Raw genomic sequence first — 24433 nt, forward strand, 5'->3', positions numbered from 1 at the left:
GTCCGTCACGCCCCGCACCGAATCACTCTGTGACGCCCCGCACCGCCGCGACGGTTTCTTCGGCCGTCTCGGCGGCCGCGAGCGCACCCCGGGCGACGAGCCGCTCTCGGGGTCGCCCGACCGGCTGCGACTCCGACGCCGTCTCGATCAGGTCGCTCTCTCGCAGGAGCCGTTTTATCCGCGTGAACGTCGAGGGACTCCCGAGTCCCGCGTCCTCGCAGGCTCTCCGAAGGGTCCGGTCGAGGACCTCCTCGCGGGCCCCGACAGCGTAGGTCCGGATCCGGGTTTCTTCCGGATCGGGACCGGCAGTCGGCCCGGGGGAGTCGTCCGCGCCGGTCGGATCGGTCGGCGCGTCGAGCGCGCGGAGTACGGCGACCGCGACCGACTTGTCGCACCGGGACGCGAACCCCCCGTACACCCGCCGTCGGCTCGGCGTCCGGAGCCGGTACAGCTCGGCGTCCGCAAAATCCGGCCCGTAGCGCCCGCGGAGCGAGGCGTCGTCGCCGACGCGGTGCCACCGGCGGTCCCGGTCGGTTCCGCCGTCAACTGTGCTCTCGTCGTCGCCCGCGGGCGCGTCGTCGTTCTCTCCTCCGATCAGCGCGAACCCCGTCTCGTCGCCCGCCAACACCGGGTTCGGCTGCGGCGCGTCGAGGACGCGGAGGTCGACCGCGCCGTCGTCCAGAAGCGCCGCGAGCCGACTCGCCGACCGGAACCCCGCGGCCGCGGCGTCGATCGCCGACTCGCCCGCCAGTACGCGCAGCGTCGGGAGGTGGTCTACCTGAGTGGAGTCTCTCCCCTTGCTCTCCCCGCTCGCGAGGTCCCCGACGGTCGGATCGACGAGCGCCGGCGCGACCTCGCGATACGCCTCGACGACGGCCCGCAGCAGCCGCGGTCCGGGGTCGACGAGAAGCGGGTCAGAAAGCTCTCCGAGCGGGAGCGGCTCGGGGAGTAGGGGGAGCGCGGGTCCGGTCGCCATCGGGCCGTCCTACGAGCGCGACGGAGTAAGGATGTCGGCCGCGCTCGCGGCGTGCCGGCTCGCGCGCCTTTTTCACTCCGCGCGGGAAACGCGACGGTATGCCACCGCTCGATCTGTCGATCGGACTCGGGACCTCCGGACTCGACGACCCGGAGACCTGTACCGACACCGTCGCCGCGGCGCTGGACGCCGGCTACCGCCACGTCGACACCGCGCAGATGTACGACAACGAGGCCGCCGTCGGCGAGGGGATCGCCGCGAGCGACGTCGACCGCGACGATGTCGTCGTCGCCACGAAGGTCCACCCCGAGAACCTCGCGCCCGGCGACGTCCGCGAGACGGCCCGCGAGAGCCTCGACCGGCTCGGACTCGACCGCGTCGACCTCCTGTACGTCCACTGGCCGATCCGGGCGTACGACACGGAGGCGACGCTGCCGGCCTTCGACGACCTCCGCGACGCGGGAGTCACGGACCACGTCGGCGTCTCGAACTTCACCCCCGACCTCCTGCGGGAGGCCGACGAGACCCTCGACGCGCCGATCGCGGCCCATCAGGTCGAGTGTCACCCGCGCTTTCAACAGCGGGAACTGCGCGCCCTCGCCGACGAGTTCGACCACCGGCTCGTCGGCTACTCCCCGCTCGGGCGCGGTGAGACCCTCGACGATCCGGAGGTCGCCGCGATCGCGGAGCGAAACGACTGCTCGCCGGCCGTCGTCGCGCTCGCGTGGGCGTTCGACCGCGGGATCGTCCCCATCCCGAAGGCCCGCGGCGACCACGTGCGGGAGAATCTGCGCGCGGTCGACGTCGACCTCCCGGAGGCCGCCCTCGACGCCGTCGACGCGCTCGACCCCGGCGACCGGCAGATCGACCCCGACGACGCGGCGTGGAATCGGTGAGGTGACGGCGCGAAGCAGTCGATCGAACCCCGGAACCGGGGCGACCAGTCGACGCGCTCAGACGGCGTCGAGCCGCGCTTGTAGCTCCCTGTCCGCCCGCTCGACCAACTCGTCGACCGGCTCGTCGAGGTACGTCGCCCACTGGTCGACGAAGCCCGAACGCCCGAGCATCCTGACCGCCTCGTAGACGGGCCGCCGGCGCTCGAATCCCGCCGGAAGCCCGCCGGCGCGCTCGCGGTACCCCTCTCGGAGGGCCGCCGCGAACCGGTCCGGCCCGGTCGAGTCGAACCCGTTGAGAAGCTGGTCCTCCGCGCGCACCAGGTCCCGCGCCGGGTCGCCGACGTGGGACAGCTCCCAGTCGATCGGTGAGACGCCCGTCCCGCCGACGCCGACTGCGCCATCGTCGCCGGTCGCGTCGCTCCCGTCGGCCGTCACGAAGAGGTTCGGCTTCGCGACGTCGCCGTGGAGCAGCGCCGCCGGCGCGCCGTCGAGCAGGTCGCGGTTCGCGCGGACGCAGTCGGTGACCGCGTCGTAGTGGTCGGCGAGGCGTTCGGAGGTACCGATCTCGCGGGTCCTCTCGATCGTCGCGAGGAGGACATCCGTCCACGGGGCGAACTCGACCGAGAGTCCGGTCGGCGGATCGCGACCCCCGGCCGCGTCGCTTGCGGCCGCGTCGCCCTTAGCCACTTCGCCCTCAGCCACCTCGCCCGCTGCCGCCGTTCCGGTTCCCGTTCCCGCTCCCACGATCTCGCCGTGCCGGGCGAACCGATCGGCGTGGAGCGCGGCGAGCGCGCTCCCGACGCGGCGGAGGAGGCGTTCGCGCTCGTCGTCGATCGCGGCCTCGTAGACGCCCAGAAGCTCTCTGCCGCGCGCCGGTGCGGTCGCGAGGTACGCCGGGTCGCCGTCGGGATCGGCTGCCAGCACCTCGGGAACCGGGATCGGGCTGTGCGCGTCGACGTAGCGGAGGACGGCGCGTTCGCGGGCGATGCGGCGACTCTCGTCTACGAGCGCGACCTTGAGGAACGCCCGGCCGCCGTCCGCGAAGGTCACGCCGACCGTCTCGTTCGCGCCGTTCCACGAGGGACCGACGCCGGTCAGCCGGTCCGGGATCCGGTCCGGGAACGCCGCAGAGAGGGCCCGCGATATCGGCTCCGATCCGACGGCATCCATGCCCTTCTGTCCGGCTCGATCGATGTTAAGATTGCTGTCATCGATTCTCTCGTGTCACGTGAAACCCCGCGACACGCGTCGATTCTTCGGATTGGGATTTTCACCGACACCCTCATACGTGTCGGTGAACCAGAAACAGTCCAGTGAACGACGGGTCATCTGACGGACGTATCGGGTTCGAAGTCGACGGGCGGACGCTGGGCGTCCGCGACGTCATCGAGGGGACGCGGCTCGACCTGCTGGCGGACCACGAGCCGGAGCTCTCGCCGGCGATGCCGGAACTGTTTCCGCTTCCGGTCGATCGGGCCGTCAGCTTCGAGGCGAAGTCGATCTCGGTCGCGGAGTACTCGACGGTCAACGTCCGGCGCGCGAACGGCGACTTCCTCGCGCAGCTCGACGAGTCCGCGGAGTTCCCGCGCGGCGACTACTGCGTCGAGATCAGCGGCGTGACGAAGGTCCTCCTGCGAGTCGAGGACGCGGAGATAACGGCGACCGGAATGGGCGGGCCGGAGCCCGTCGAACTCACCTTCGACCGGCCGACGACGGTGACGGTCGGCGGACGGTCGTTCCACACGCGACCGGAGGCCACGGTCACGGTCCCGGACGACCCGGCCGCGTTGACGGAGGCGGTATCGGTGCTCGGGTCGTCGATACAGGAGTTCTCGCCGGAGCGGTCGTGGCCGACGCTCCGGAGATACCCGCCGCGGATCGAGCGGGGTGATGAACTCGACATCCCTAGCCCGCTGACCGTTCCGGACACGGGCGTCGAGGTCGTGGTTCGGCCGACGTACGCCGACGTGTACCGGCTCTCGACGCTGTCGTACTACCTCGGCGCGCGGATGACCGTCGGGGACGCGCCGGCGATCCGGCTCGACAACGGCTACGAGGAGCGGCTTCCCGCGGAGGGACGCGCGCTCGAACGCCGGGTCGAGGAGCTGTTCCGGACGTGGTTCTTCCTCGACACGCTCGCGCGGACTGAGGGGTACGTCCCGTCGGACCGGTACGAGTACGAGCAGGTCGGCGCGGAGCTCCCCTTCTACCCGCCGAACCTCGCGGACAGTTCGATGAGCGAGCACCTCATGGAGTACTTGGAGGTGGATCCCGAGACCGTCGCGCCGTACGCGCCTGCGTGGTCGACCGAGGCAGTCCTGCGGCCGGCACCCGAGGCGGCCGAGCTGCTCCCGCACCTCGCGCACGTCCTCGCGCCGGTGCGGGTCCGCGGAGCGGCCGAGCCGTCCGCTCCCGACGCTCCCATTGCGCTCGCGAGGTCACAGCGGATCGACCTCGAATCGCCGACGCCGAAGCCGAAGAGCGATCCGGTGCCGACCCCCGACGCGGATCCGATTCCTCCGGGGGCGTCCGTACTCACGCCGGTTTCGTACGAGAACTATTTACGCCGCAGTGTGTCCTCCCACGGAGACCTCTGCGCGGTCTTCCTCTTTAACTCCGACGAGCGGGCAGAGGCGTTCAGAAACGCCTACACCGACCCCGAGACACCAGACGGAATCGAGAAGTGGAGGGTCTTATCTGCTCCAAGTTCCGACGCCGTTTCTGACGTTTTCTCCGATTCCTCGACGGATATCGTCTACTGCGGTCTCCCGATCGATGACGGTGCGGTCGTCTCGGGGGACGGTCGTGTCGAAATCAGCTCGCTCGGCGCGTCGAACGAGCCGAACTCTCCGGCCGTCGTAGTCCTCGAAGGAACGAGAGATGTCAAGACTGGCCTCGGCTTAATCAACGCAGGCGCTCTCGGAACGGTGCTGTTCGACGGCAACCTTCCTTCGGAGTCCGTTCGACAGTTGATCGGGCTGCTGTCGGCAGGCGGTTCCATTTCCGTCGCGACGGCACTCGCGATTCGTGATGAAGGCACACAGGCACGATTCATTGGTGATCCGGGGACGCTCGCCTCGAAGAACCGCGGATTTCCGTTACAGCTTCTTTCGCTTCGTTCCCTCGATACGAATTCGTTGGCGGTCGATCGGTGGTCGTTTACTTCCATCAAAGCGATGCTCGGAATGGAGTGTTCGACGATTGTTGACTCCCTTGACAGACGGAGACGACTCGCTGGAACCCGTCACAGAGAGCCAGAGCCGATTGCTGTTTCCGACGCTCTGAACATACACTCCGGAAGCGAAGTTCAAATCTGTCTCAACGGTGATCTCGTCCTCAAAAGCGACGACCTCACCGCCGAAGACATCGAGGAATCCGCGACAAAGGCGCTCTCGGAGGTATCCGAGACCGAGTCGCACGCCGACTCGCAGTGTCGGAATTGAGCCGCGGAGCGCCGCCGGCGCGACCGACGCCCCTCGCCCGCCGACATGTTTTATTTCCCCGACGACGAACCGCCGCGTATGCCTCAGGTCCACCTCGACGAGGAGACGGTCGAGCGGCTCGACGCGCTCCGCGTCGACGACGAGGAGTACGACGAGATCGTCAGCGAACTCATCGGCATCTACGAGGCGGAGGAGCTCGCGCTGTTCCGCGGCAGCGACATCGAGTGACAGAACGCGTCCTCGGGTCGGCCGAGCGCCGGTCGCGGCCTCACTCCTGATATGCGACGCGGACCTGCTCCCACTTGCCGACCTCCTCTAGGTGTGCCTGTAGCTCGTCGGCGTACTCCTGTACGAGCCGCTCTGCGGCCTCCAGTTCCTCGTCCGAGGCCCCGCCGCTCCCGCCGCCCCCGCCGAGACCGAGCGCGCCCTTGATCGAGTCGACGAGGCCGCCGCCCGAATTGCCGCCCTCCGCGCCGCCGGGAGCGCCGCCCATCCCCGCCATCTGCGACCGGAGGTTCTCCAGTTCGGGCATGATTGCGGGGAGACTCGACGTGTCCGCCACGACGCGAGCGCTCTCCGGGTCGTCGGCGTTCTCGATCTCGAAGTCGGTCGCGGTCATGATCAGTCCCCACTCCTGACTGGAGAAGCGCGACGCCGCGACGCGCTCGTTGAACTGGTTGTCGACGGTCATCCGCTCGCCGACGATGGCGTCGGTCCACTCGCTCATGCGCCTCCGTTCGACGCTCGCGGTGAAAAGTCCGTCCCCCCGCTTCGACCCGTCGCCGCTGGTCGGTTCCCGTGCCGGGAGAGGACGCGGAGGAGTTTAGATGCCGGACGCCCTCCGATCGGACATGAGAGACAGCAGCCGTCGGGCCCTCCTCGCCGCCGCGGGAACCGCGGGCGCGACCGCCCTCGCGGGCTGTGCCGGTGCGGTCCTCCCCGGCTCGGGAGGCGACGCCGCCGGTGAGTCGGCCGACGAGCGGGTCGACCGGACCGGCGAGGCGACCGTCGAAGTCGCCGTCGGCGCGGACGGCGGGTTCGCGTACGCGCCGGCGCACGTCCGGGTCGACGCCGGAACGACCGTCAGGTGGGAGTGGACCGGGGAGGGCGGCGGCCACAACGTGTACGCGGTCGACGGGTCGTTCGAGTCCGAACTCGTCGCCGAGGAGGGGTACACCTACGAACGCGAGTTCGAGGCGTCGGGAACGCACGAGTACGTCTGTACGCCCCACCAGACCCGCGGCATGCGCGGCAGCGTCGAGGTCGTCTCGGCGAGCGACGACTGAATCCGGATCCCGGCCCTCCCGATCGGTCGTTCAATCGATATCGTGAGTGTCGACCGCGACCGCTACGAACGCCGCAGTTCGTCGAACGCGTCGCCCGCGAGCCCCGGCCCGGACGGGACCGGCATCCGCCCGTCTGCGACGGGGCAGGGGTCGGGCGCTAAGTCCTCGTCGAGCAGCGATCCGGTCGCGAGTCCGCAGGGCGACACGTCGGGGATCGCGGCCGCGACGTGGACGGCGGCGGTCCGCGCAACCACCGCGTCGATCGTGGTGGTGACGACCGGCTCGACCCCGGCCGACCGCGCCCGGAGCGCGGCCGCGAGCGCCCGGTCCGGCCCGCCGAGCGCCATCGGCTTGAGGACCGCCACGTCGGCGGCGTCGGCCTCCAGAACGGCGTCGACCCCGTGAGCCGCGACCGACTCGTCGACCGCGATCGGGACCCTCGAACTCGGATCATCCTCGCGAAGCGCTGCCAGCCCTTCGAGGTCGTCCGCCGGGAGCGGCTGCTCAACGTACGCGAGGTCGAACGCGGCCAGCGCGTCGAGCGCGCGGCGCGCCGTCGTTCGGTCCCACGCTCCGTTCGCGTCGACACGGAGCGCGACGCCGTTGCCGACCGCCTCGCGGACGGCGCGGACGCGCTCGACGTCGGCGTCGACGCTACGGACGCCGACCTTCAGTTTGAGACAGTCGAACCCCTCCTCGACCGCCCGCCTCGCCTCGCCAGCGGTCTCGGTCGGGTCGCCGTCGCCCACGGTCGCGTTCACCGGGACGGCGTCGGCGGGCGTCGCGTCGAGGTCGGCCTCGGCCGCGAGCCGGTCCGCGAGTCGGTCTCCCGAGCCGCGGGCCGCGGCGTCGGCGAGCGCGAGGGAGACGCCGTGTCGGGCGGCCGGCGTCGCCTCGGCGTCGAGGGCGTCGACGCGCTCGTGGGCGAGGGCGTCAAGAGAGTCGCCCGCTGCCCCGTCGCCGTCGGAGTCCGACAGCCGGTTCAGCGCCGCCGCACACGTCTCGCGCGACTCGGTCCAGCCCGGGAGCGGGGTCGCTTCACCGACGCCGACCGCGGTCGCCTCGTCGCGCTCGCGTTCGACCGCGACCACGAATCCGTCTCGGCTGCGGATATCGCCGTGAGCGGTGCCGAGCGGGCGGGTCAGGTTAAGTTCGAACGGGCGGTGCCGGACCGTGAGAGACGCGTTCCCGCGGCGGGGTCGGTCGTCGGTCACACCGCCAGCCCGACCGCGAACGCGACGGCGTACGCCGCGAGCAGTTTGCCGGTCGATTCGAGCGCGGGGTTGAGCGCCTCGCCGCTGGTCTCGGTCAGCACCGTCCGCGCGACGGCCGCCGCCAGCGGCAGGGTGGCGAGCGGGAGCAGCGGTGCGAGCCCGTCGCCGCGCGCGACGAACCAGAGCGGGGCGACGTACGCCAGCGCGAGCATCGCGAGGTACTCCGCGCGGGCGAACTGGTAGCCGAACCGGACGGCGAGCGTGCGCTTGCCGGTCGAGGCGTCCTCTTCGCGGTCGCGGAGGTTGTTGACGACGAGGATGTTCGTCGAGAGCGCGGCGATCGGGAGGCTGGCGACGACCGCCGCGACCGCGACCGTCCCGTCCGGGATCCCGACGGGGAACGGCGCGGAGAGGAGCGCGGCGGCCTGGACGTAGTAGGTCCCGGTCACCGCGATCACGCCGAAGAAGACGAACACGAAGAGGTCGCCGAGCCCGTGGTATCCCAGCGGGTAGGGGCCACCGGTGTAGGCGATCCCGGCCGCGACGGAGGCGAGTCCGATCACGACGATCGGGACGCCGCCGACGGCGACGAGGTAGGTGCCGACGCCGATCGCGGCCGCGAAGGTGAGCCACATCGCGCGTTTCACCTCGGCCGGCTCGATGAGGCCGCTGGCGACCACGCGGGTGAACCCCTCGCGGTCGTCGGTGTCGGCCCCTTGGATCGCGTCGTAGTAGTCGTTCGCGAAGTTCGTGCCGACCTGGATCAGCGCCGCGCCGACGAGCGCCGCGAGGGCGGGAAGCGGGGCGAACACCCCGGCGTCGAGCGCCAACCCGACGCCGACGATCACCGGCGCGGCCGCGGCCGGGAGCGTCTGGGGACGGGCGGCGATCACCCACGCCCGACGGCGGGTCACCTCGGTACTCATTGCCTCCGATTGGTGCGTGTCGTCCCTTAACCTTGCCATCGCGGACCGAAGCAGATCGCTGCGGGGCGACCGAGAGTGTCATGGACCGACAGGTTCGACATTACGGAGTCCGTATCGATAGTATGACCGACACGGAGTCCGCGTCGGCGAACGGCGTCGCGGCGCGGTACGAGGAGACCGACGACGAGCGCCGGCTCACCTTCTCGCGGGACGGCCGCGAGGCGACCGTCGCGCAGAACGTCGAGGGGTACGCCATGCTGAAGGTCCGTCCCGGTCCCGACGGCGACGAACTGGAGCGGTACTACGGGTTCGACATGGCGCTCGACCACGCCGCGGAGCTGCTCGGAGTCGCCGTTCCGGACCTTCCGGTGCCGGACGCGGCCGCCGACATGGGAATGTAGCCGCGCCGCCCACGCCTCGACGCCGACTAACCAGCAACATAGTCCGCTATTCGGAACGCGAGCCGAACGGCTTCGTCACCGTCTCGAACGAGGTCCCGGACGCGTGTTCAACGGGTAGGGGGCGTGACGCGACGGACGAACCCCGTGTGAATATCTTTCACTACTGAAAATAAATAACTATAGAGCATCATAGTCGCGGCTGAATATTCTCAATAGCCATATCTGTTTATGAGTGGGACCGGTGAAGGCGTGTATGGAGCGAAGACAGTTCCTGCGCGGCACCGGCGCGGCGATCGGCGGTTCGCTGCTCGCCGGCTGCGCGGGGAACGGTGGCGGATCGGGGACGGTGACGGTCGACTACGCGTACTACAACCCGGTCAGCCTCGTGTTGCGCGAGAAGGGCTGGCTCGAAGAGGCGTTCGCTGACGCCGGCACCGACGTCGAGTGGGTGTTGAGCCTCGGGAGCAATCAGGCGAACGAGTACGCGCAGAGCGGCGAGGCCGACGTCTCCTCGACCGCGGGGATCGCGGCGCTGATGGCCCGCACGAACGGCGTCCCGATCACGACGCCGTACGTCTACTCGGAGCCGGAGTGGACCGCGCTCGTCACCTTCGAGGAGACCGGCATCGGATCGGTCGAGGACCTCGAAGGGAGCCGCGTCGCCGCCACCCGCGGCACCGACCCGTACTTCTTCCTGCTTCAGGCGCTCGACGACGCCGGACTGAGCGAGGAGGACGTCGAGGTCGTCAACCTCCAGCACCCGGAGGGGCAGTCCGCCCTGGTCCGCGGCGAAGTCGACGCGTGGGCGGGTCTCGACCCCCACATGGCGGAGCTGGAGCTCGAACACGACGGCGCGGAGCTGTTCTTCCGCGAGCCGCGGTACAACACCTACGGCTTCCTCAACTTCCTCGACGGCTTCCTCGCCGACCGCCCCGAGGACGCACGCCGGGTGATCGAGACGTACGAGCGCGGCCGCGAGTGGGCGATCGAGAACCCCGAGGAGACGGCGGGGATCCTCGCGGACGCCTCGGAGATGTCGGAGCCGGTCGCAGAGCGCGTGTTCACGCAGCGGAACGACCTCTCGCGGCCGATTCCGGGCGACCCGCACCGCGAACTGCTCACGAACCTCTTGCCGATACTCGAACGCGAGGGGCTCGTGACCGAGGACGCCGACCCGGCCGGGCACGTCGACGAGCTGATCGACGCCGAGTTCGCGAGCGAGGTCGTCTGAGATGGCCACCGACGCCCGAACCGAGCCGCGAACGATCGGTCCGGTCGCGGTCCCCTCGGCGGACCGGTTCCGCCCGCTGCTCGGGCTCGTCGTCCCGGCGGCGCTCGTCGTCGGCTGGCACGTCGTCGTGGCGACCGGCGTCATCGCGGCCTACCAGCTTCCGACCCCGCTGCGCGTCGCCGAGACGCTGTACGGGATGGCCGCCTCGGGCGAGCTGTTGGGTCACGTCGCGATCACGGTCCAGCGCGTCTTCCTCGGCGCGGGCCTCGGGATCGCCGTCGGGACCGTCTTCGGAACGGCCACGGGGCTCTCGCGGACGGCCAGCGACCTGCTCGACCCGCTCTTACAGAGCCTGAAGAACATCCCGTCGCTGGCGTGGGTGCCGCTGTTCCTGCTGTGGTTCGGCATCGGAGAGAGCGCGAAGGTGCTACTGATCGCGGTCGGCGCGTTCTTCCCCGTGTACCTCAACCTCTCGACGGGCATCGCGGCGGTCGACGAGGAGCTGCTGGAGGTCGCGGAGGTGTACGACCTCGGCCGCGTCGAGTCGCTGCGCCGGGTCGTGTTCCCGGCGGCGCTCCCGAGCCTGCTCGTCGGGATCCGCGGCGGCGTCGGGCTGGCGTGGATGTTCGTCGTCGCCGCCGAACTGATCGCGGCGAGCCAGGGGATCGGGTTCCTGCTGAGCGACGGGCGGACCCTCGCGCGGCCCGACATCATCGTCGGCTCGATCCTGCTCTTCGCGTTCCTCGGCAACTGCTCCGACGTCGCGGTGAAGGAGGTGAGAGACCGTGTCGTCGGGCGCTGATCCCGACGCCGCGTCGTCGGCCGCTGACGCCGACGCCGCGTCGCCGACCGCGGACCCAGTCCTCGCGGTCGACGGCCTCCGGAAGCGGTACGACGACACGGTCGCGCTCGACGGCGTCGACCTCGCGGTCGCGGACGGCGAGTTTGTCGCGGTCGTCGGCCCCTCCGGCTGCGGGAAGTCGACGCTGCTCCGCGTGCTCTCCGGCCTCGAACCGGAGTTCGCCGGGAGCGTCGCGGTCGACGGCACCGACGTCCGCGACGGCGGCAGCGACGACGTCGGGATGGTGTTCCAGCAGCCGCGGCTGCTCGACTGGGCCGACGTGCGCGAGAACGTCGCGGTCGGGCTCCCGGCCGACGTCGACCCCGACTCGCCGGCCGCCCGCGAGCGCGTCGACGAACTGATCGAGACCGTCGGACTCGACGGGTTCGCCGAGAGCCACCCGGACGAGCTCTCCGGGGGGATGGCCCAGCGCGTGTCGCTCGCGCGGGGGCTGGCGTACGACCCCTCCGTGCTGCTGCTCGACGAGCCGTTCTCGGCGCTCGACCGGCTGACGAAGGCGGACCAGCAGGACCACCTGCTCGACGTGTGGGAAGAGCGGGGGACGACCGTGGCCCTCGTCACCCACGACGTCGAGGAGGCGGTGTACCTCGCGGACCGCGTCGTCGTCCTCGGCGGCCAACCCGGAACGGTCGAGGCCGTCGTCGACGTCGACATCGACCGCCCCCGCGAGCGGGCGGACCCCGACCTCGTCGCCCTCCGGCGCGACGTGACGGACGCGCTCGGGCGGTAGCGGCGCTTCCGCCCCGCCGACTCGGTCACCTTCGGGAGTCGGAATCAGACTCCCGTGCGGTCCGGGATCCATCGCCGTGCGGGTCGCTGGCTCGCCGCGCGCGAACCGCGGGTCGCCCGCAGACCGAACGAAACGAACGTCGATCTCCCTTATCAACTCGCTTCCGAATCGGAATACGCTCGTCGTCCCCGGTGTGTGTATTACCTCCTTAAGGTGTATTGACACCACCGCAGTCATGCGATCTCTCGCTCGCGGTTCGTCTCGCTCTCGACTGCCGGTCGACTCCGATTTTGCGATCGTCCAAACCGTTAAGTACTCGACCGTCTTGTCGTGAAGCGATGACAGACATCACGGAGGCTTCGTCGGACACCCCGGCGGATCGAGTTCTTCCAGGGCACGATAGCTTCTAACGTCGAAATCGGTCCTGTCAGGATCTTCGACACGACCCTGCGAGACGGAGAACAGTCACCACGTACTTCGTTCAGCTACGACGAGAAACGCCGCATAGCGGCGACGCTGGACGACATGAACACCCACGTCATCGAGGCGGGGTTCCCGGTCAACTCGGATGCGGAGTTCGAGGCCGTCAGCGACATCGCCGCCGCGACGGACACCACCGTCTGCGGGCTGGCCCGCGTCGTCGACGGCGACATCGAGGCCGCCATCGACTCCGGCGTCGAAATGGTCCACGTGTTCGTCTCCACCAGCGACGTTCAGCTGGAGGATTCGATGCACGCGACCCGCGAGGAGGCGAAAGGGCGCGCGGTCGACGCCGTCGAGCAGGTCAAAGACGCCGGCGTCGAGTGTATGTTCTCGCCGATGGACGCGACCCGGACGGACCCGGACTACCTGATCGACATCGTCGAGGCGGTCAGCGACGCGGGCACCGACTGGATCAACATTCCCGACACCTGCGGCGTCGGGATGCCGACCAGCTTCGGGCAGACCGTGGAGGCCGTCGTCGAGGCGACAGACGCCCGCGTCGACGTCCACACCCACGACGACTTCGGGATGGCCGCGGCCAACGCCGTCATGGGCTTCGAGAACGGCGCGGAGCAGGCGCAGGTGTCGGTCAACGGGATCGGCGAGCGCGCCGGCAACGCCGCCTACGAGGAGGTCGTGATGGCCGTCGAGTCGGTGTACGGCGTCGACACCGGCATCGACACGACCCAGATCACCAAGCTGGCACGGATCGTCGAGGAGGCCTCGGACATCCCGGTGCCGGCGAACAAGCCCGTCACCGGACGGAACGCGTTCGCCCACGAGTCGGGCATCCACGCCGCCGGCGTCATCGAGAACAGCGACACGTTCGAGACCGGCGTGATGACCCCGGAGATGGTCGGGGCCGAACGCGAGTTCGTGCTGGGCAAACACACCGGCACCCACAGCGTGCGCAAGCACCTGGTGGAGGCCGGCTTCGACCCGACGGACGGCGAGGTCCGGAAGATTACGAAGCGGGTCAAGGAGTACGGTGCCGGCAAGCGGCGGGTGACGGCCGGCGACGTCGAGCGGTTCGCCGAGGAGGCGGACGTGACGCGCGAGGAGGAGGTCCGGGTCTGATGGCCGCCTCCTCGACCGGAGCGCCCTCCGAGCGACCGCGAGGGCAGTCGCCTACGGGGTCGGTTCGCGCTCCCCGACAGGAATTTATACCCCGGCCGCGTTGCTCCGAGCGAGATGCGACGGCACACCACGGTCGCGGAGCGAGCGGACGTTCCCGCAGCCGTCGCGCCGATCATCGTAGGGGTCTGACCCCCTACACCATCCCTTCCTCACCGACGCGACGCACCGCCGAACGCCGGCGGCCGGGCCGTTTCCGACGCACGCAGCCGCGCTCCCGACAGACGCGGCGTGACCCCGTCCGTCCCGCGTTCGCAGCGACCGACGCGACAACCCGCCAGATGCCACACCGAACACCACCACGACAATGAGCGATACAGCAGCACAGCCGCGATCCGACGGAGACGAGTCGGACGGTTCGTCCGCCGACGCGACCGGCGAGGCCGCGGCCGACGACCCGACCGACCCGGACGACGAACAGCCCGCGGGACCCGTCTCGACCGGCGCTGAATCGGTCGTCGCCGCCCTCGAAGCCGCGGGCGCGAAGACCGCCTTCGGCGTTCAGGGCGGGGCGATCATGCCCGTCTACGACGCCCTGTACGACTCGTCGATCCGGCACGTGACGATGGCCCACGAGCAGGGTGCGGCCCACGCCGCCGACGCGTACGGCGTCGTCGCCGGCGAGCCCGGACTCTGTATGGCCACCTCCGGTCCGGGCGCGACGAACCTCGTCACCGGTATCGCCGACGCCGACATGGACTCGGACGCAATGTTAGCGCTGACCGGGCAGGTCCCCACGGAGTTCGTCGGCAACGACGCGTTCCAGGAGACGGACACGGTCGGCGTCACCCGACCGATCACCAAGCACAACTACTTCGCCGGCGGGGCCGACACCGTCGGCGACACCGTCGGCGAGGCGTTCGAGCTGTCGCGGGCCGGCCGCCCCGGTCCGACGCTCGTCGACCTCCCGAAGGACGTGACGCAGGACGAGACCGACCGGACGCCCGGCCCGGCGACGCCGCCCGCGGGGACCGACCCCGACCCGAACGCGGACGCCGACGCGGTCGAGGCGGCCGCGCGCGCCATCGAATCGGCCGAGCGCCCCGTCTGCCTGTTCGGCGGCGGCGTCATCAAGGGCGACGCGAGCGACGAGGCCCGGACGTTCGCCCGTAGCTACGGGATCCCGGTGACGACGACGATGCCGGGCATCGGATCGTTCCCCGAGGACGACGACCTCTGTCTCTCGTGGGCGGGGATGCACGGCACCGGCTACGCGAACCTCGCGATCACCCACACCGACTGCCTGATCGCGGTCGGGACGCGGTTCGACGACCGGCTCACCGGCGGGATCGACACGTTCGCGCCCGAGGCCGAGGTGATCCACGTCGACATCGACCCCGCTGAGATCTCGAAGAACGTCTACGCCGACTACCCGCTGATCGGCGACGCCGGGCGCGTCTTGGACCAGCTGACCGCCGCGGTCCGCGAGGCCCCCGACGCCGAGGCGTGGCGCGAGCGGTGCGCGGAGTGGAAGGAGACGTACCCGCTCACGTACGCGACCCCCGACGACGAGCCGCTGAAGCCGCAGTTCGTCGTCGAGGCGTTCGACGAGGCGACGGACGACGACACCATCGTCACCACGGGCGTCGGCCAACACCAGATGTGGGCCTCGCAGTTCTGGTCGTACTCGGAGCCGCGGACGTGGGTCTCCTCGCACGGACTCGGCACGATGGGCTACGGCGTGCCCGCCGCGGTCGGCGCGCGCGTCGCGGCCGACACGATGGGCGAAGAGGACCGCGACGTGGTGTGTTTCGACGGCGACGGCTCCTTTTTGATGACGATGCAGGAGCTGTCGGTCGCGGTCCGCGAGGAGTTGGACATCACGGTCGCCGTGCTCAACAACGAGTACATCGGGATGGTCCGACAGTGGCAGGACGCGTTCTACGAGGGACGCCACATGGCCTCGGAGTACAGCTGGATGCCCGAGTTCGACAAGCTGGCCGAGGCGTTCGGCGCGCTCGGGCTGCGCGTCGACGACTACGACGAGGTCGCCCCCGCCGTCGAGGAGGCGCTCGACTACGACGGGCCGGCCGTGATCGACTTCCATGTCGACCCCGAGGAGAACGTCCTGCCGATGGTGCCGAGCGGCGGTGCGAACGGCAAGTTCGCGGCCGTGGAGGACCAGCTATGAGCGGCGACACTTCCGATTCCCGGCCGCTTCCGGGCGAGCAGCCCGGACCAGCGGAGCGCGACCACCCCGAGGGACGGCGGAACCTCGAAGGGATCCGGATCGACCCCGTCGTCGAGGCGGAACACGAGTCGCGGCGCGCGGTCATCTCCGCGCTCGTCGAGGACGAGCCGGGCGTGCTCGCGCGCGTCTCCGGGCTCGTCTCCCGGCGACAGTTCAACATCGAGAGCCTCACCGTCGGGCCGACGACCGTCGAGGGTCACTCGCGGATCACGATGGTCGTCGAGGAGACGGACCCCGGCATCGACCAGATCGAGAAACAGATGGCGAAGCTGAAGCCGGTGATCTCGGTCGGCGAGGTCGCCGGCGACGCCGTCACCTCGGAGCTGGTCCTGCTGAAGGTCGAGGCCGACGACCCGGCCGCGGTCCACGCTGTCTCCGAGATGTACGACGGCGAGACGGTCGACGCCGGCCCGGAGACGATCACCGTCGAACTCACCGGCGACAAGGCCGACATCGACAGCGCGATCGGCGCGTTCGAGCGGTTCGGCATCGTCGAGGTCGCGCGGACGGGACCGACCGCCCTCGCGCGCGGCAACACCCCGACCGCGCCAGGAGAGAAACCCGGAACGGCCGGCGAACCGACCACCCACGACGACTGAGCGGTTTCACGACACTACCACCAACATGACCGACGACGACACGCAGACGTTCGATTCGATAGTATACTACGACGACGACGCGGACGAGGAGGCGATCGCCCACAAGACGGTGGCCGTCCTCGGCTACGGCTCGCAGGGCCACGCCCACGCGCAGAACCTCGCGGACAGCGGGGTCGACGTGATCGTCGGCCTCCGCGAGGGGAGTTCCTCGCGGGCCGCCGCCGAGAGCGACGGACTCCGCGTGGAGACCCCCGCGGACGCCGCCGCGGAGGCGGACATCGTGAGCGTCCTCGTCCCCGACACGGTCCAGCCGGACGTGTACGAGAACGCGGTCGAGCCGAACCTTGACGCGGGCGACACCCTCCAGTTCGCGCACGGGTTCAACATCCACTACAACCAGATCCAGCCCCCGGAGGACGTCGACGTGACGATGGTCGCTCCGAAGTCGCCGGGCCACCTCGTCCGCCGCAACTACGAGAACGACCAGGGGACGCCCGGCCTGCTCGCGGTGTACCAGGACGCGACCGGCGACGCCCACGACGAGGGGCTGGCGTACGCGGCCGCGATCGGCTGTACCCGCGCCGGCGTCGTCGAGACGTCGTTCCGCGAGGAGACGGAGACCGACCTGTTCGGCGAGCAGGCCGTCCTCTGTGGCGGCGTCACCTCGCTCGTGAAGCAGGGGTACGAGACGCTCGTCGACGCCGGCTACTCGCCGGAAATGGCGTACTTCGAGTGCCTCAACGAGCTGAAGCTCATCGTCGACCTGATGTACGAGGGCGGGCTCGGCGAGATGTGGGACTCGGTGTCCGACACCGCCGAGTACGGCGGACTGACGCAGGGCGACGTGGTCGTCGACGAGCACGCCCGCGAGAACATGGAGGAGGTCTTAGAGAAGGTCCAGAACGGCCAGTTCGCCCGCGAGTGGATCGCGGAGAACCAGGCGGGCCGCCCCTCCTACACCCAGCTCCGGACCGCCGAGAAGAACCACGAGATCGAGGCCGTCGGCGAGGAGCTGCGCGGGCTGTTCTCGTGGGAGGAGTCGGCGGAAGACGACGAGGAGGAGTCGGCCGAGGTGACCGCCTGATGGGCGTACGCGGCGACGCGAACCGCTCCCGCGAGACCGCGCGGTCCACGGACCCCGCGAACCGCTCGGGTGATCCCCGATGAGCGAGGGGACGCTGTACGACAAGGTGTGGGACCGGCACACGGTGACGCGGCTGCCGACCGGACAGGACCAGCTGTTCGTCGGGCTTCACCTCGTCCACGAGGTCACCAGCCCGCAGGCGTTCGGCATGCTGAAGGAGCGCGGACAGGAGGTCGCGTTCCCGGAGCGGACGCACGCGACCGTCGACCACATCGTGCCGACCGGCAACCGCGACCGCCCCTACCGCGACGAGGCCGCAGAGAGCATGATGGCGGAGCTGGAGGAGAACGTCCGCGGCTCGGGCATCGACTTCTCCGACCCGGACTCCGGCGATCAGGGGATCGTCCACGTCATCGGCCCGGAGCAGGGACTCACCCAGCCGGGGATGACGATCGTCTGCGGCGACTCGCACACCTCGACGCACGGCGCGTTCGGCGCGCTGGCGTTCGGCATTGGCACCTCGCAGATCCGCGACGTGCTGGCGACCGGCTGCGTCGCGATGGAGAAACAGAAGGTCCGCAAGATCGAGGTGACGGGCGAACTCGGCGAGGGCGTCACCGCGAAGGACGTCATCCTGACGATCATCGGGAAGCTCGGGACCGACGGCGGCGTCGGCTACGTGTACGAGTACGCCGGCGAGGCCATCGAGGACCTCGGGATGGAAGGCCGGATGTCGATCTGTAACATGTCGATCGAGGGCGGCGCTCGCGCGGGGTACGTCAACCCCGACGAGACCACCTACGAGTGGCTGGAGGGGACGGACGCCTTCGAGGACGATCCGGAGGAGTTCGAGCGGCTGAAACCCTACTGGGAGTCGATCCGGAGCGACGACGACGCCGAGTACGACGACGTGGTCACCATCGACGGCTCGGCGATCGAACCGACCGTGACGTGGGGGACGACCCCCGGGCAGACGGCCGGGATCATCGAGCCGATCCCGGATCCCGGGGACCTCCCCGAGGAGGACCGCGACACGGCGCGGCGCGCGCAAAAGCACATGCGCGTCGAGCCGGGCGACACGATGCAGGGGTACGACATCGACGTGGCGTTCCTCGGCTCGTGTACCAACGCGCGGCTGAAGGACCTCCGCGAGGCCGCGGCGTTCGTCGAGGGCCGCGAGGTCGACGACGACGTCCGCGCGATGGTCGTCCCCGGCAGTCAGCGCGTCCGCGACGCGGCCGAGGCCGAGGGGATAGACGAGGTGTTCAAAGAGGCCGGATTCGACTGGCGCGAGCCGGGCTGTTCGATGTGTCTCGGCATGAACGACGACCAGCTGGAGGGCGACGAGGCCAGCGCCTCCTCGTCGAACCGGAACTTCGTCGGCCGGCAGGGGTCGAAGGACGGGCGCACCGTCCTGATGAGTCCGATCATGGTCGCGGCCGCGGCGGTGACCGGCGAGGTCACCGACGTCCGCGAGATGGAGGAGGTGGCGACCGTATGAGCTCGCCCGAGTTCAGCGACGGCGAGGCTCCGGCGGAGAAGGTCACCGAGGTCTCCGGCACCGGGATCCCCGTCCGGGGCAACGACATCGACACCGACCAGATCATCCCGGCGCGGTTCATGAAGGTCGTCACCTTCGACGGGCTGGGTCAGTTCTCCTTCTTCGACCAGCGGTTCGACGACGAGGACAACGAGAAGGACCACCCGTTCAACGAAGAGCGGTACCGGGGCGCGAACGTCTTGGTCGTCAACGCCAACTTCGGCTGCGGCTCCTCCCGCGAACACGCGCCGCAGGCGCTGATGCGCTGGGGGATCGACGCGGTCGTCGGCGAGTCGTTCGCGGAGATCTTCGCGGGCAACTGCCTCGCGCTCGGCGTCCCGACGGTCACGGCGGATCAGGACGACATCGAGGCGCTACAGGACTACGTCGAGGCCAACCCCGACGCCGAGATCGACATCGACGTGGCCGCGGAGACGATCACCTACGGCGACACCGTGATCGACGCGACGGTCCACGACGCACAGCGGAAGGCGCTCGTCGAGGGCGTCTGGGACACCACGGCGCTGATGGGCGCGAACGAGGGCGCGGTCCGCGAGACCGCCCGGTCGCTGCCGTACGTGCCGTCCGAGGACATTCCGGGGGACGAGGCGTGAGCCACGAGGTCGTCGTCATCGAGGGCGACGGGATCGGGAAGGAGGTCGTCCCGGCCGCCGTCGAGGTGCTGGAGGCGCTCCCCGTCGACTTCGAGTTCGTCGCGGCCGACGCGGGCGACGCGACGAAGGAGGCGACCGGCGAGGCGCTCCCCGCCGAGACGTACGATCTCGCCGCCGACGCGGACGCGACGCTGTTCGGCGCGGCCGGCGAGACGGCCGCCGACGTCATTCTCCCGCTGCGGGAGGCGGTCGACTCGTTCGTCAACGTCAGGCCCGCGAAGGCGTACCCCGGCGTCGACGCGCTCCGCCCGGAGACGGACGTGGTCTTCCTCCGCGAGAACACCGAGGGCGTCTACGCGGGCCACGAAGACCGGCTGAGCGAGGATCTCTCGACGCTGACGCGCGTCGTCACCTCGTCGGCCTCCCGCGAGCTGGCGGAGTTCGCGTGCGAGTTCGTCGCGGACGGCCGCGGTCCCGCCGGCGACCCCGAGGAGGGGTTCACGGTCGCGCACAAGGCGAACGTGATGCGCGAGACGGACGGGCGCTTCCGCGAGGAGGTGCTCTCGGTCGCCGCGGAGCGCGGCGTCGACGCCGACGAGGAGCTGATGGACGCGTTCGCGACGAAGCTCCCGCTCGACCCGACCCAGTACGGCGTGGTCGTCTGCCCGAACCTCGCGGGCGACGTGCTCTCCGACCTGGCCGCCGGGCTCGTCGGCGGGCTCGGGCTGCTCCCCTCGGCGAACGTCGGCCACGACAACGCGCTGTTCGAGCCGGTCCACGGCACCGCGCCCGACATCGCCGGCGAGGGGATCGCGAACCCGACCGCGGCGATCCTCTCCGCGGCCATGCTCGTCGAGTACCTCGGGCACGCCGAGGAGGGCCAGCGCGTGCGCGACGCGGTCGAGGGCGTCCTCTCCGACGGGCCGCGCACCGGTGACCTCGGCGGCGACGCCGCGACCGACGAGGTCACGGCGGCAATCGTCGACCGTCTGTAGGGCGTCGCTGCGGCCGATCCGCGCCGTCGGTCGGACCGCGGGAGAACCGCAAGACAGGAAACCCTGCGGCCCCTCCGCCCGAGCATGAGCAACTACGAGGTCGCGATGGAAGCCGCCTGGTTGGTCCGAGACGTCGAGGAGACCGACGACGCCATCGGCGTCGCGGTCAGCGAAGCCGGCAAGCGACTCAACGAGACGGACAAGCAGTACGTCGAGGTCGAACCCGGCGTCACCGGCTGTCCGGCCTGCGGCGAGCCGTTCGACGCCGCGTTCCTCGCGGCGAACACGGCGCTCGTGGGACTCCTCTTGGAGATCGACGTGTTCAACGCCGACAGCGAGGAGCACGCGGAGCGGATCGCGAAAAGCGAGGTCGGCGGCGCGCTCCGCGACGTTCCGCTCGAAGTCATCGACGTCTTCGAGACCGAGGCCGACGACGAAGACGAGGAGCCGGAACGGTAACCGGCCCCGTCGTCGACCCGACCCGTCGGCGACCTTCCTCTCCGTCGGCGGTCCGACGACCTCGGCGGCGCGAGTTCGGTCGGTGCCGAAAGCTTTTCTAATAACCTTAAGTAATTAGTCGGCATGGAACTGCCGACGCCACAGGACCTCCGCGAGCGCCGGACGGCACTGGAGCTGACCCAGAGCGAACTCGCCGACGCCGCGGACGTCTCCCAGCCGCTCATCGCGCGGATCGAGGGCGGCGACGTCGACCCCCGGCTCTCCACGCTCCGCCGCATCGTCAACGCCCTTCAGGAGGCGGAAGGCGAAGTCGTGCGCGCGTCCGACCTGATGAACGAGACCGTGATCAGCGTCGCGCCGGACGACGCCGTGAGCGGGGCCGTCGAGCTCATGGAGGCGGAGGCGTACTCGCAGCTCCCCGTCCTCCAGAACGGCGTGCCGGTCGGTTCGATCAGTCAGGGCGACGTCGTCCACGCCGGCGAGAACGTCGGCGATCACCCCGTGAGCGAAGTGATGAGCGAGTCGTTCCCGACGGTCGCGCCGTCGGCGACCGTCGACGAGGTCAGGAACCTGCTGGACCACTACAAGGCCGTGATGGTCACCGACGGCGGCGAGACGGTCGGGATCATCACGGAGGCCGACATCGCCGCGCAGCTGTCGTAGGCTCGCGGCCTCACTCCTCTCGACGCTCGGAGAGCCGCTCCCAGATCTCCGTACAGCCCGCGCCGTCCTCGACGTCGTCGAGATGGTCCGTTCCGTCGTCGGGTTCTCGATCCGTCTCGTGGTCCGTGTCCTCCCCTCGCTGGCCGGTCTCCTCTCGTTCATCCCCAGTTGCGCGGGGATCGCCCGGCTCGGTCATCGTCCCTCCGGAACGTCGTCGAAGAGCTCGGGCGCTACGTCCGCGGACGCGTGTTGTCGGTACTCCCCGTCGTCGACCGGACTGGCGGGTCGATCGCCGGTGGAGTCGGGAACCGAATCGGTCATCACACCGAGGTAAGCGCGCACGAGCCATAAGTACCGTCACGCGTGTAAATCGAACCACCACTCACGGATACCGGATTTCATGTCCGGTAGTTCGGAAGCTAATTTTACGGGAGATAGTGGTGTAGTCGGGTGGTTTTCCGATCTCTCGGCGTCATCGAAACGATCGCCGATTGCGACCACCGTCACCCATTGGACCGCGGCGGGGGAACGTGGGGTGTGACCACTCGATTGCGCGTCCTCGACGACGGGGCGTGGATCTCCGTCAACGACGACCGAAAAGTCCGCGTTAGCGAACTGTGGCGGCTCGACGCGCCGGATCTCTGTGAGTGCGCGCTTACCGATCTCGTCGTCGAGAACTTCCAGGCGGTCGGCGTCGACGGAGGGGCCGTCGAGGCGCGCGTGTACGGCCAGTGTATCGCGTGCGGAGAAACGGGGATCACCGGATGGATTCCCGTCGGACGGCTTCAGGACGGCTCCTTCGCCGAGATCGACCGCGACGCGGTCAGGTGTCCCACTCGCGATTCAGGCGAGTAACACTTGCCGCTTCGGGGAATCACCGGGAAGCGTTGACACGGTGCGGTCGGCTATATCCCCGCCGGGTGTAGCCGGTGGCGATGCCAACGGACGTAGAGAACTGGAAATCCGAGGTCTACGGGAACGAGGTCCGAGACCGCCTCTTCGAGTTCGCCGAGGAGGGGTTCGACTCGATCCCCGACGACGAGCGAGACGCGTGGTTCGAGCGCTTCAAGTGGTGGGGGCTGTACCACCAGCGGAACGGACAGGAGGGCTACTTCATGATGCGGATCGGCACGCCGAACGGCGTCCTCGAACCGGGACAGCTCCGGGTCGTCGGCGAGATCGCCGACGAGTACGCCCGGGGGCCGGGGACGAACCCGATCTTCGGCGACGCCTACGCCGACTTCACCACCCGGCAGTCGATCCAGCTCCACTGGATCGAGCTCTCCGACGTGCCCGCGATCTTCGAGAAACTGGAGGAGAACGGGCTCTCGACCCAGCAGGCCTGCGGCGACTCCTGGCGCAACATCGTCGGGAACCCCGTCGCGGGCAAGGACGCCCAGGAGGTGATCGACGCGTGGCCGGTCATCCGGGAGCTCAACGAGACGTTCAAGGGAAACGACGACCACGCCAACCTCCCGCGGAAGTGGAAGGTGTCCGTGACCGGCTCCGCCGACGGCTCCGGGCAGGGTGACATCAACGACCTCGCGTTCGAGCCGGCGTACAAGGAGGTCGACGGCGAGGACGCCGTCGGCTTCAACGTGCGCGTCGGCGGCGGCCTCTCGCGCAACGAGCCGCGCTTCGCCCGCGACATCGACGTCTGGGTATCCCCGGACCGGGTGGCCGACGTCGCCGGCGGACTCTCCGCGCTGTTCCGCGACAACGGCGACCGCGAGGACCGGTACAACGCCCGGATCAAGTTCCTCGTCGACGAATGGGGGCCGGAGAAGGTCCGAGAGACCTTACAGGACGAGTACGTCGACTTCGAGCTCCGCACCGCGGGCCGCGACGTCCGCGAAGAGTACACGTACAACACGGGAGCGGGCGAGCGCAACGACCTGATCGGCGTCCACGACCAGAAGGACGGCCGCAACTTCGTCGGGCTCAACGTCCTCGTCGGGCGGATGGGTGCCGAAGACGTCCTCGATCTGGCCGATCTGGCCGACGAGTACGGCTCCGGCGAAGTCCGGCTCTCGCAGCGACAGAACGTCATCGTCACCGACGTGCCGGACGACGCCCTCGACGCCTTCCTCGACGAACCGCTCTTGGAGCACTACTCGCCGTCCCCCTCGCCGTTCATGCGCGGCTCGGTCGCGTGTACGGGCACCGAGTTCTGCTCGCTGTCCATCGTCGAGACGAAGAACCGGCAGGTGCGGTTCGCGCGCTGGCTGAAAGCCAACGTCGACCTCCCGGACGGCGTCGACGAGTTCCACATCCACCTCTCCGGGTGTACGGCCTCGTGCGCGCAGCCGCAGATCGCGGACGTGAGCCTGCGCGGGATGAAGACCCGCAAGGACGGCGATCCGGTCGAGGCGCTCGACGTCGGCCTCGGCGGCGGGCTCGGCGACGAGCCGGAGTTCGCCCGGTGGGTCACCCAGCGCCTCCCCGCCGACGAGGTCCCGGGAGCGATCGCGAACCTGATCGAGGGTTTCGCGGCCGAGCGCGACGAGGACGAGTCGTTCCGCGCGTTCGTCGCACGCCACGACGACGAGGAGCTGGACGCGCTCGTCGAACCAGAGGAGACGGACTACGAGGATCCCATGATGCACAACACGAAGCGCACGTGGTACCCGTACGCCGAGAACGACGCGATGGAGGACGCCCCGCCCGCGCCGTCGGACGACTGAAGTCGGCCCGCGGCGTAGCCTC

General features: G+C 69.7%; 26 protein-coding genes. 19 read left to right on the top strand and 7 right to left on the bottom strand.

Annotation, left to right across the window (positions count from 1 at the left end):
- Positions 1-22 precede the first annotated feature (22 nt).
- Positions 23-976, bottom strand: coding sequence for a transcriptional regulator TbsP domain-containing protein (locus tag QOL69_RS14375; protein ID WP_283403710.1), 954 nt, complete (start codon positions 974-976; stop codon positions 23-25).
- A 98-nt stretch (positions 977-1074) separates the two neighbouring features.
- On the opposite strand from QOL69_RS14375, the gene QOL69_RS14380 reads away from it, so the two are divergent.
- On the top strand, positions 1075-1872 hold the full coding sequence (locus QOL69_RS14380; RefSeq protein ID WP_283403711.1) for an aldo/keto reductase: 798 nt from the start codon (positions 1075-1077) through the stop codon (positions 1870-1872).
- Positions 1873-1929: 57 nt separating this feature from the next.
- On the opposite strand, the gene QOL69_RS14385 is transcribed toward QOL69_RS14380, so the two are convergent.
- The gene (locus tag QOL69_RS14385) at positions 1930-3042 is read right to left on the bottom strand and encodes a phosphotransferase family protein (protein WP_283403712.1); all 1113 of its coding nucleotides are present in this window, start codon (positions 3040-3042) and stop codon (positions 1930-1932) included.
- A 143-nt stretch (positions 3043-3185) separates the two neighbouring features.
- On the opposite strand from QOL69_RS14385, the gene QOL69_RS14390 reads away from it, so the two are divergent.
- Both QOL69_RS14390 and QOL69_RS14395 read left to right on the top strand, forming a co-directional pair.
- Positions 3186-5315, top strand: a complete 2130-nt coding sequence (locus QOL69_RS14390; RefSeq protein ID WP_283403713.1) for a hypothetical protein — start codon at positions 3186-3188, stop codon at positions 5313-5315.
- 78 nt (positions 5316-5393) lie between these two features.
- Positions 5394-5543: a DUF7557 family protein gene (locus QOL69_RS14395; RefSeq protein WP_283403714.1), complete on the top strand. Its 150-nt coding sequence runs from the start codon at positions 5394-5396 to the stop codon at positions 5541-5543.
- 40 nt (positions 5544-5583) lie between these two features.
- Here QOL69_RS14395 and QOL69_RS14400 read toward each other — a convergent pair whose 3' ends face one another.
- On the bottom strand, positions 5584-6042 hold the full coding sequence (locus QOL69_RS14400) for a DUF5799 family protein (RefSeq protein ID WP_283403715.1): 459 nt from the start codon (positions 6040-6042) through the stop codon (positions 5584-5586).
- 124 nt (positions 6043-6166) lie between these two features.
- Between QOL69_RS14400 and QOL69_RS14405 the strand changes: the two genes are divergently transcribed.
- Positions 6167-6601: a halocyanin domain-containing protein gene (locus QOL69_RS14405; RefSeq protein WP_283403716.1), complete on the top strand. Its 435-nt coding sequence runs from the start codon at positions 6167-6169 to the stop codon at positions 6599-6601.
- 62 nt (positions 6602-6663) lie between these two features.
- Here the strand turns inward: QOL69_RS14405 and QOL69_RS14410 are convergent, their stop codons facing one another.
- Together QOL69_RS14410 and QOL69_RS14415 are read right to left on the bottom strand one after the other, a co-directional pair.
- On the bottom strand, positions 6664-7815 hold the full coding sequence (locus QOL69_RS14410; protein WP_283403717.1) for a mandelate racemase/muconate lactonizing enzyme family protein: 1152 nt from the start codon (positions 7813-7815) through the stop codon (positions 6664-6666).
- Positions 7812-8741: a 1,4-dihydroxy-2-naphthoate polyprenyltransferase gene (locus QOL69_RS14415; RefSeq protein WP_283403718.1), complete on the bottom strand. Its 930-nt coding sequence runs from the start codon at positions 8739-8741 to the stop codon at positions 7812-7814. The genes QOL69_RS14410 and QOL69_RS14415 overlap by 4 nt, the downstream gene beginning before the upstream one ends.
- A gap of 122 nt (positions 8742-8863) precedes the next feature.
- Between QOL69_RS14415 and QOL69_RS14420 the strand changes: the two genes are divergently transcribed.
- The 13 genes from QOL69_RS14420 to QOL69_RS14480 all read left to right on the top strand — a co-directional run bounded on the left by QOL69_RS14420 (position 8864) and on the right by QOL69_RS14480 (position 21727).
- Positions 8864-9142: a DUF7111 family protein gene (locus QOL69_RS14420; RefSeq protein ID WP_283403719.1), complete on the top strand. Its 279-nt coding sequence runs from the start codon at positions 8864-8866 to the stop codon at positions 9140-9142.
- Between the two features lie 253 nt (positions 9143-9395).
- Positions 9396-10373, top strand: a complete 978-nt coding sequence (locus tag QOL69_RS14425) for an aliphatic sulfonate ABC transporter substrate-binding protein (RefSeq protein WP_283403720.1) — start codon at positions 9396-9398, stop codon at positions 10371-10373.
- Position 10374: 1 nt separating this feature from the next.
- Positions 10375-11175 carry an ABC transporter permease gene (locus QOL69_RS14430; protein ID WP_283403721.1) on the top strand — a complete coding sequence of 267 codons (801 nt, stop codon included), beginning with the start codon at positions 10375-10377 and terminating at the stop codon, positions 11173-11175.
- Complete coding sequence (locus tag QOL69_RS14435) at positions 11159-11965, top strand: ABC transporter ATP-binding protein (RefSeq protein WP_283403722.1); 807 nt, start codon at positions 11159-11161, stop codon at positions 11963-11965. Before QOL69_RS14430 ends, QOL69_RS14435 begins: the two co-directional genes overlap by 17 nt.
- Before the next feature lie 399 nt (positions 11966-12364).
- Positions 12365-13525 carry a LeuA family protein gene (locus tag QOL69_RS14440; protein WP_195155724.1) on the top strand — a complete coding sequence of 387 codons (1161 nt, stop codon included), beginning with the start codon at positions 12365-12367 and terminating at the stop codon, positions 13523-13525.
- A gap of 364 nt (positions 13526-13889) precedes the next feature.
- A complete protein-coding gene (ilvB, locus tag QOL69_RS14445; protein ID WP_283403723.1) occupies positions 13890-15713 on the top strand; it encodes a biosynthetic-type acetolactate synthase large subunit in 1824 nt (607 codons plus the stop codon).
- The gene (gene ilvN / locus QOL69_RS14450; RefSeq protein WP_283403724.1) at positions 15710-16372 is read left to right on the top strand and encodes an acetolactate synthase small subunit; all 663 of its coding nucleotides are present in this window, start codon (positions 15710-15712) and stop codon (positions 16370-16372) included. The genes ilvB and ilvN overlap by 4 nt, the downstream gene beginning before the upstream one ends.
- A 25-nt stretch (positions 16373-16397) precedes the next feature.
- Positions 16398-17456, top strand: a complete 1059-nt coding sequence (gene ilvC, locus QOL69_RS14455) for a ketol-acid reductoisomerase (RefSeq protein ID WP_283403725.1) — start codon at positions 16398-16400, stop codon at positions 17454-17456.
- A gap of 79 nt (positions 17457-17535) precedes the next feature.
- Positions 17536-18957 (top strand): 3-isopropylmalate dehydratase large subunit, encoded by a 1422-nt coding sequence (gene leuC / locus QOL69_RS14460; RefSeq protein WP_283403726.1) that lies wholly within the window; start codon positions 17536-17538, stop codon positions 18955-18957.
- Positions 18954-19610 (top strand): 3-isopropylmalate dehydratase small subunit, encoded by a 657-nt coding sequence (gene leuD, locus QOL69_RS14465; protein ID WP_283403727.1) that lies wholly within the window; start codon positions 18954-18956, stop codon positions 19608-19610. The genes leuC and leuD overlap by 4 nt, the downstream gene beginning before the upstream one ends.
- The gene (locus QOL69_RS14470; RefSeq protein ID WP_283403728.1) at positions 19607-20605 is read left to right on the top strand and encodes an isocitrate/isopropylmalate family dehydrogenase; all 999 of its coding nucleotides are present in this window, start codon (positions 19607-19609) and stop codon (positions 20603-20605) included. Before leuD ends, QOL69_RS14470 begins: the two co-directional genes overlap by 4 nt.
- Before the next feature lie 84 nt (positions 20606-20689).
- Complete coding sequence (locus tag QOL69_RS14475) at positions 20690-21064, top strand: DUF555 domain-containing protein (RefSeq protein WP_283403729.1); 375 nt, start codon at positions 20690-20692, stop codon at positions 21062-21064.
- A 123-nt stretch (positions 21065-21187) separates the two neighbouring features.
- Positions 21188-21727 (top strand): type II toxin-antitoxin system RelB family anti-toxin, encoded by a 540-nt coding sequence (locus QOL69_RS14480; protein ID WP_048076693.1) that lies wholly within the window; start codon positions 21188-21190, stop codon positions 21725-21727.
- A 10-nt stretch (positions 21728-21737) separates the two neighbouring features.
- Here the strand turns inward: QOL69_RS14480 and QOL69_RS14485 are convergent, their stop codons facing one another.
- Positions 21738-21923 (bottom strand): DUF8595 family protein, encoded by a 186-nt coding sequence (locus tag QOL69_RS14485; RefSeq protein WP_048076692.1) that lies wholly within the window; start codon positions 21921-21923, stop codon positions 21738-21740.
- Positions 21920-22048: a hypothetical protein gene (locus QOL69_RS14490; protein WP_283403730.1), complete on the bottom strand. Its 129-nt coding sequence runs from the start codon at positions 22046-22048 to the stop codon at positions 21920-21922. Before QOL69_RS14490 ends, QOL69_RS14485 begins: the two co-directional genes overlap by 4 nt.
- Before the next feature lie 216 nt (positions 22049-22264).
- On the opposite strand from QOL69_RS14490, the gene QOL69_RS14495 reads away from it, so the two are divergent.
- Positions 22265-22582, top strand: coding sequence for a DUF8134 family protein (locus QOL69_RS14495; RefSeq protein ID WP_195155717.1), 318 nt, complete (start codon positions 22265-22267; stop codon positions 22580-22582).
- 80 nt (positions 22583-22662) lie between these two features.
- Complete coding sequence (locus QOL69_RS14500; protein ID WP_283403731.1) at positions 22663-24411, top strand: nitrite/sulfite reductase; 1749 nt, start codon at positions 22663-22665, stop codon at positions 24409-24411.
- Positions 24412-24433: the final 22 nt, after the last annotated feature.

It is taken from the genome of Halorubrum sp. DM2, assembly GCF_901686465.1.
Classification (GTDB): domain Archaea; phylum Halobacteriota; class Halobacteria; order Halobacteriales; family Haloferacaceae; genus Halorubrum.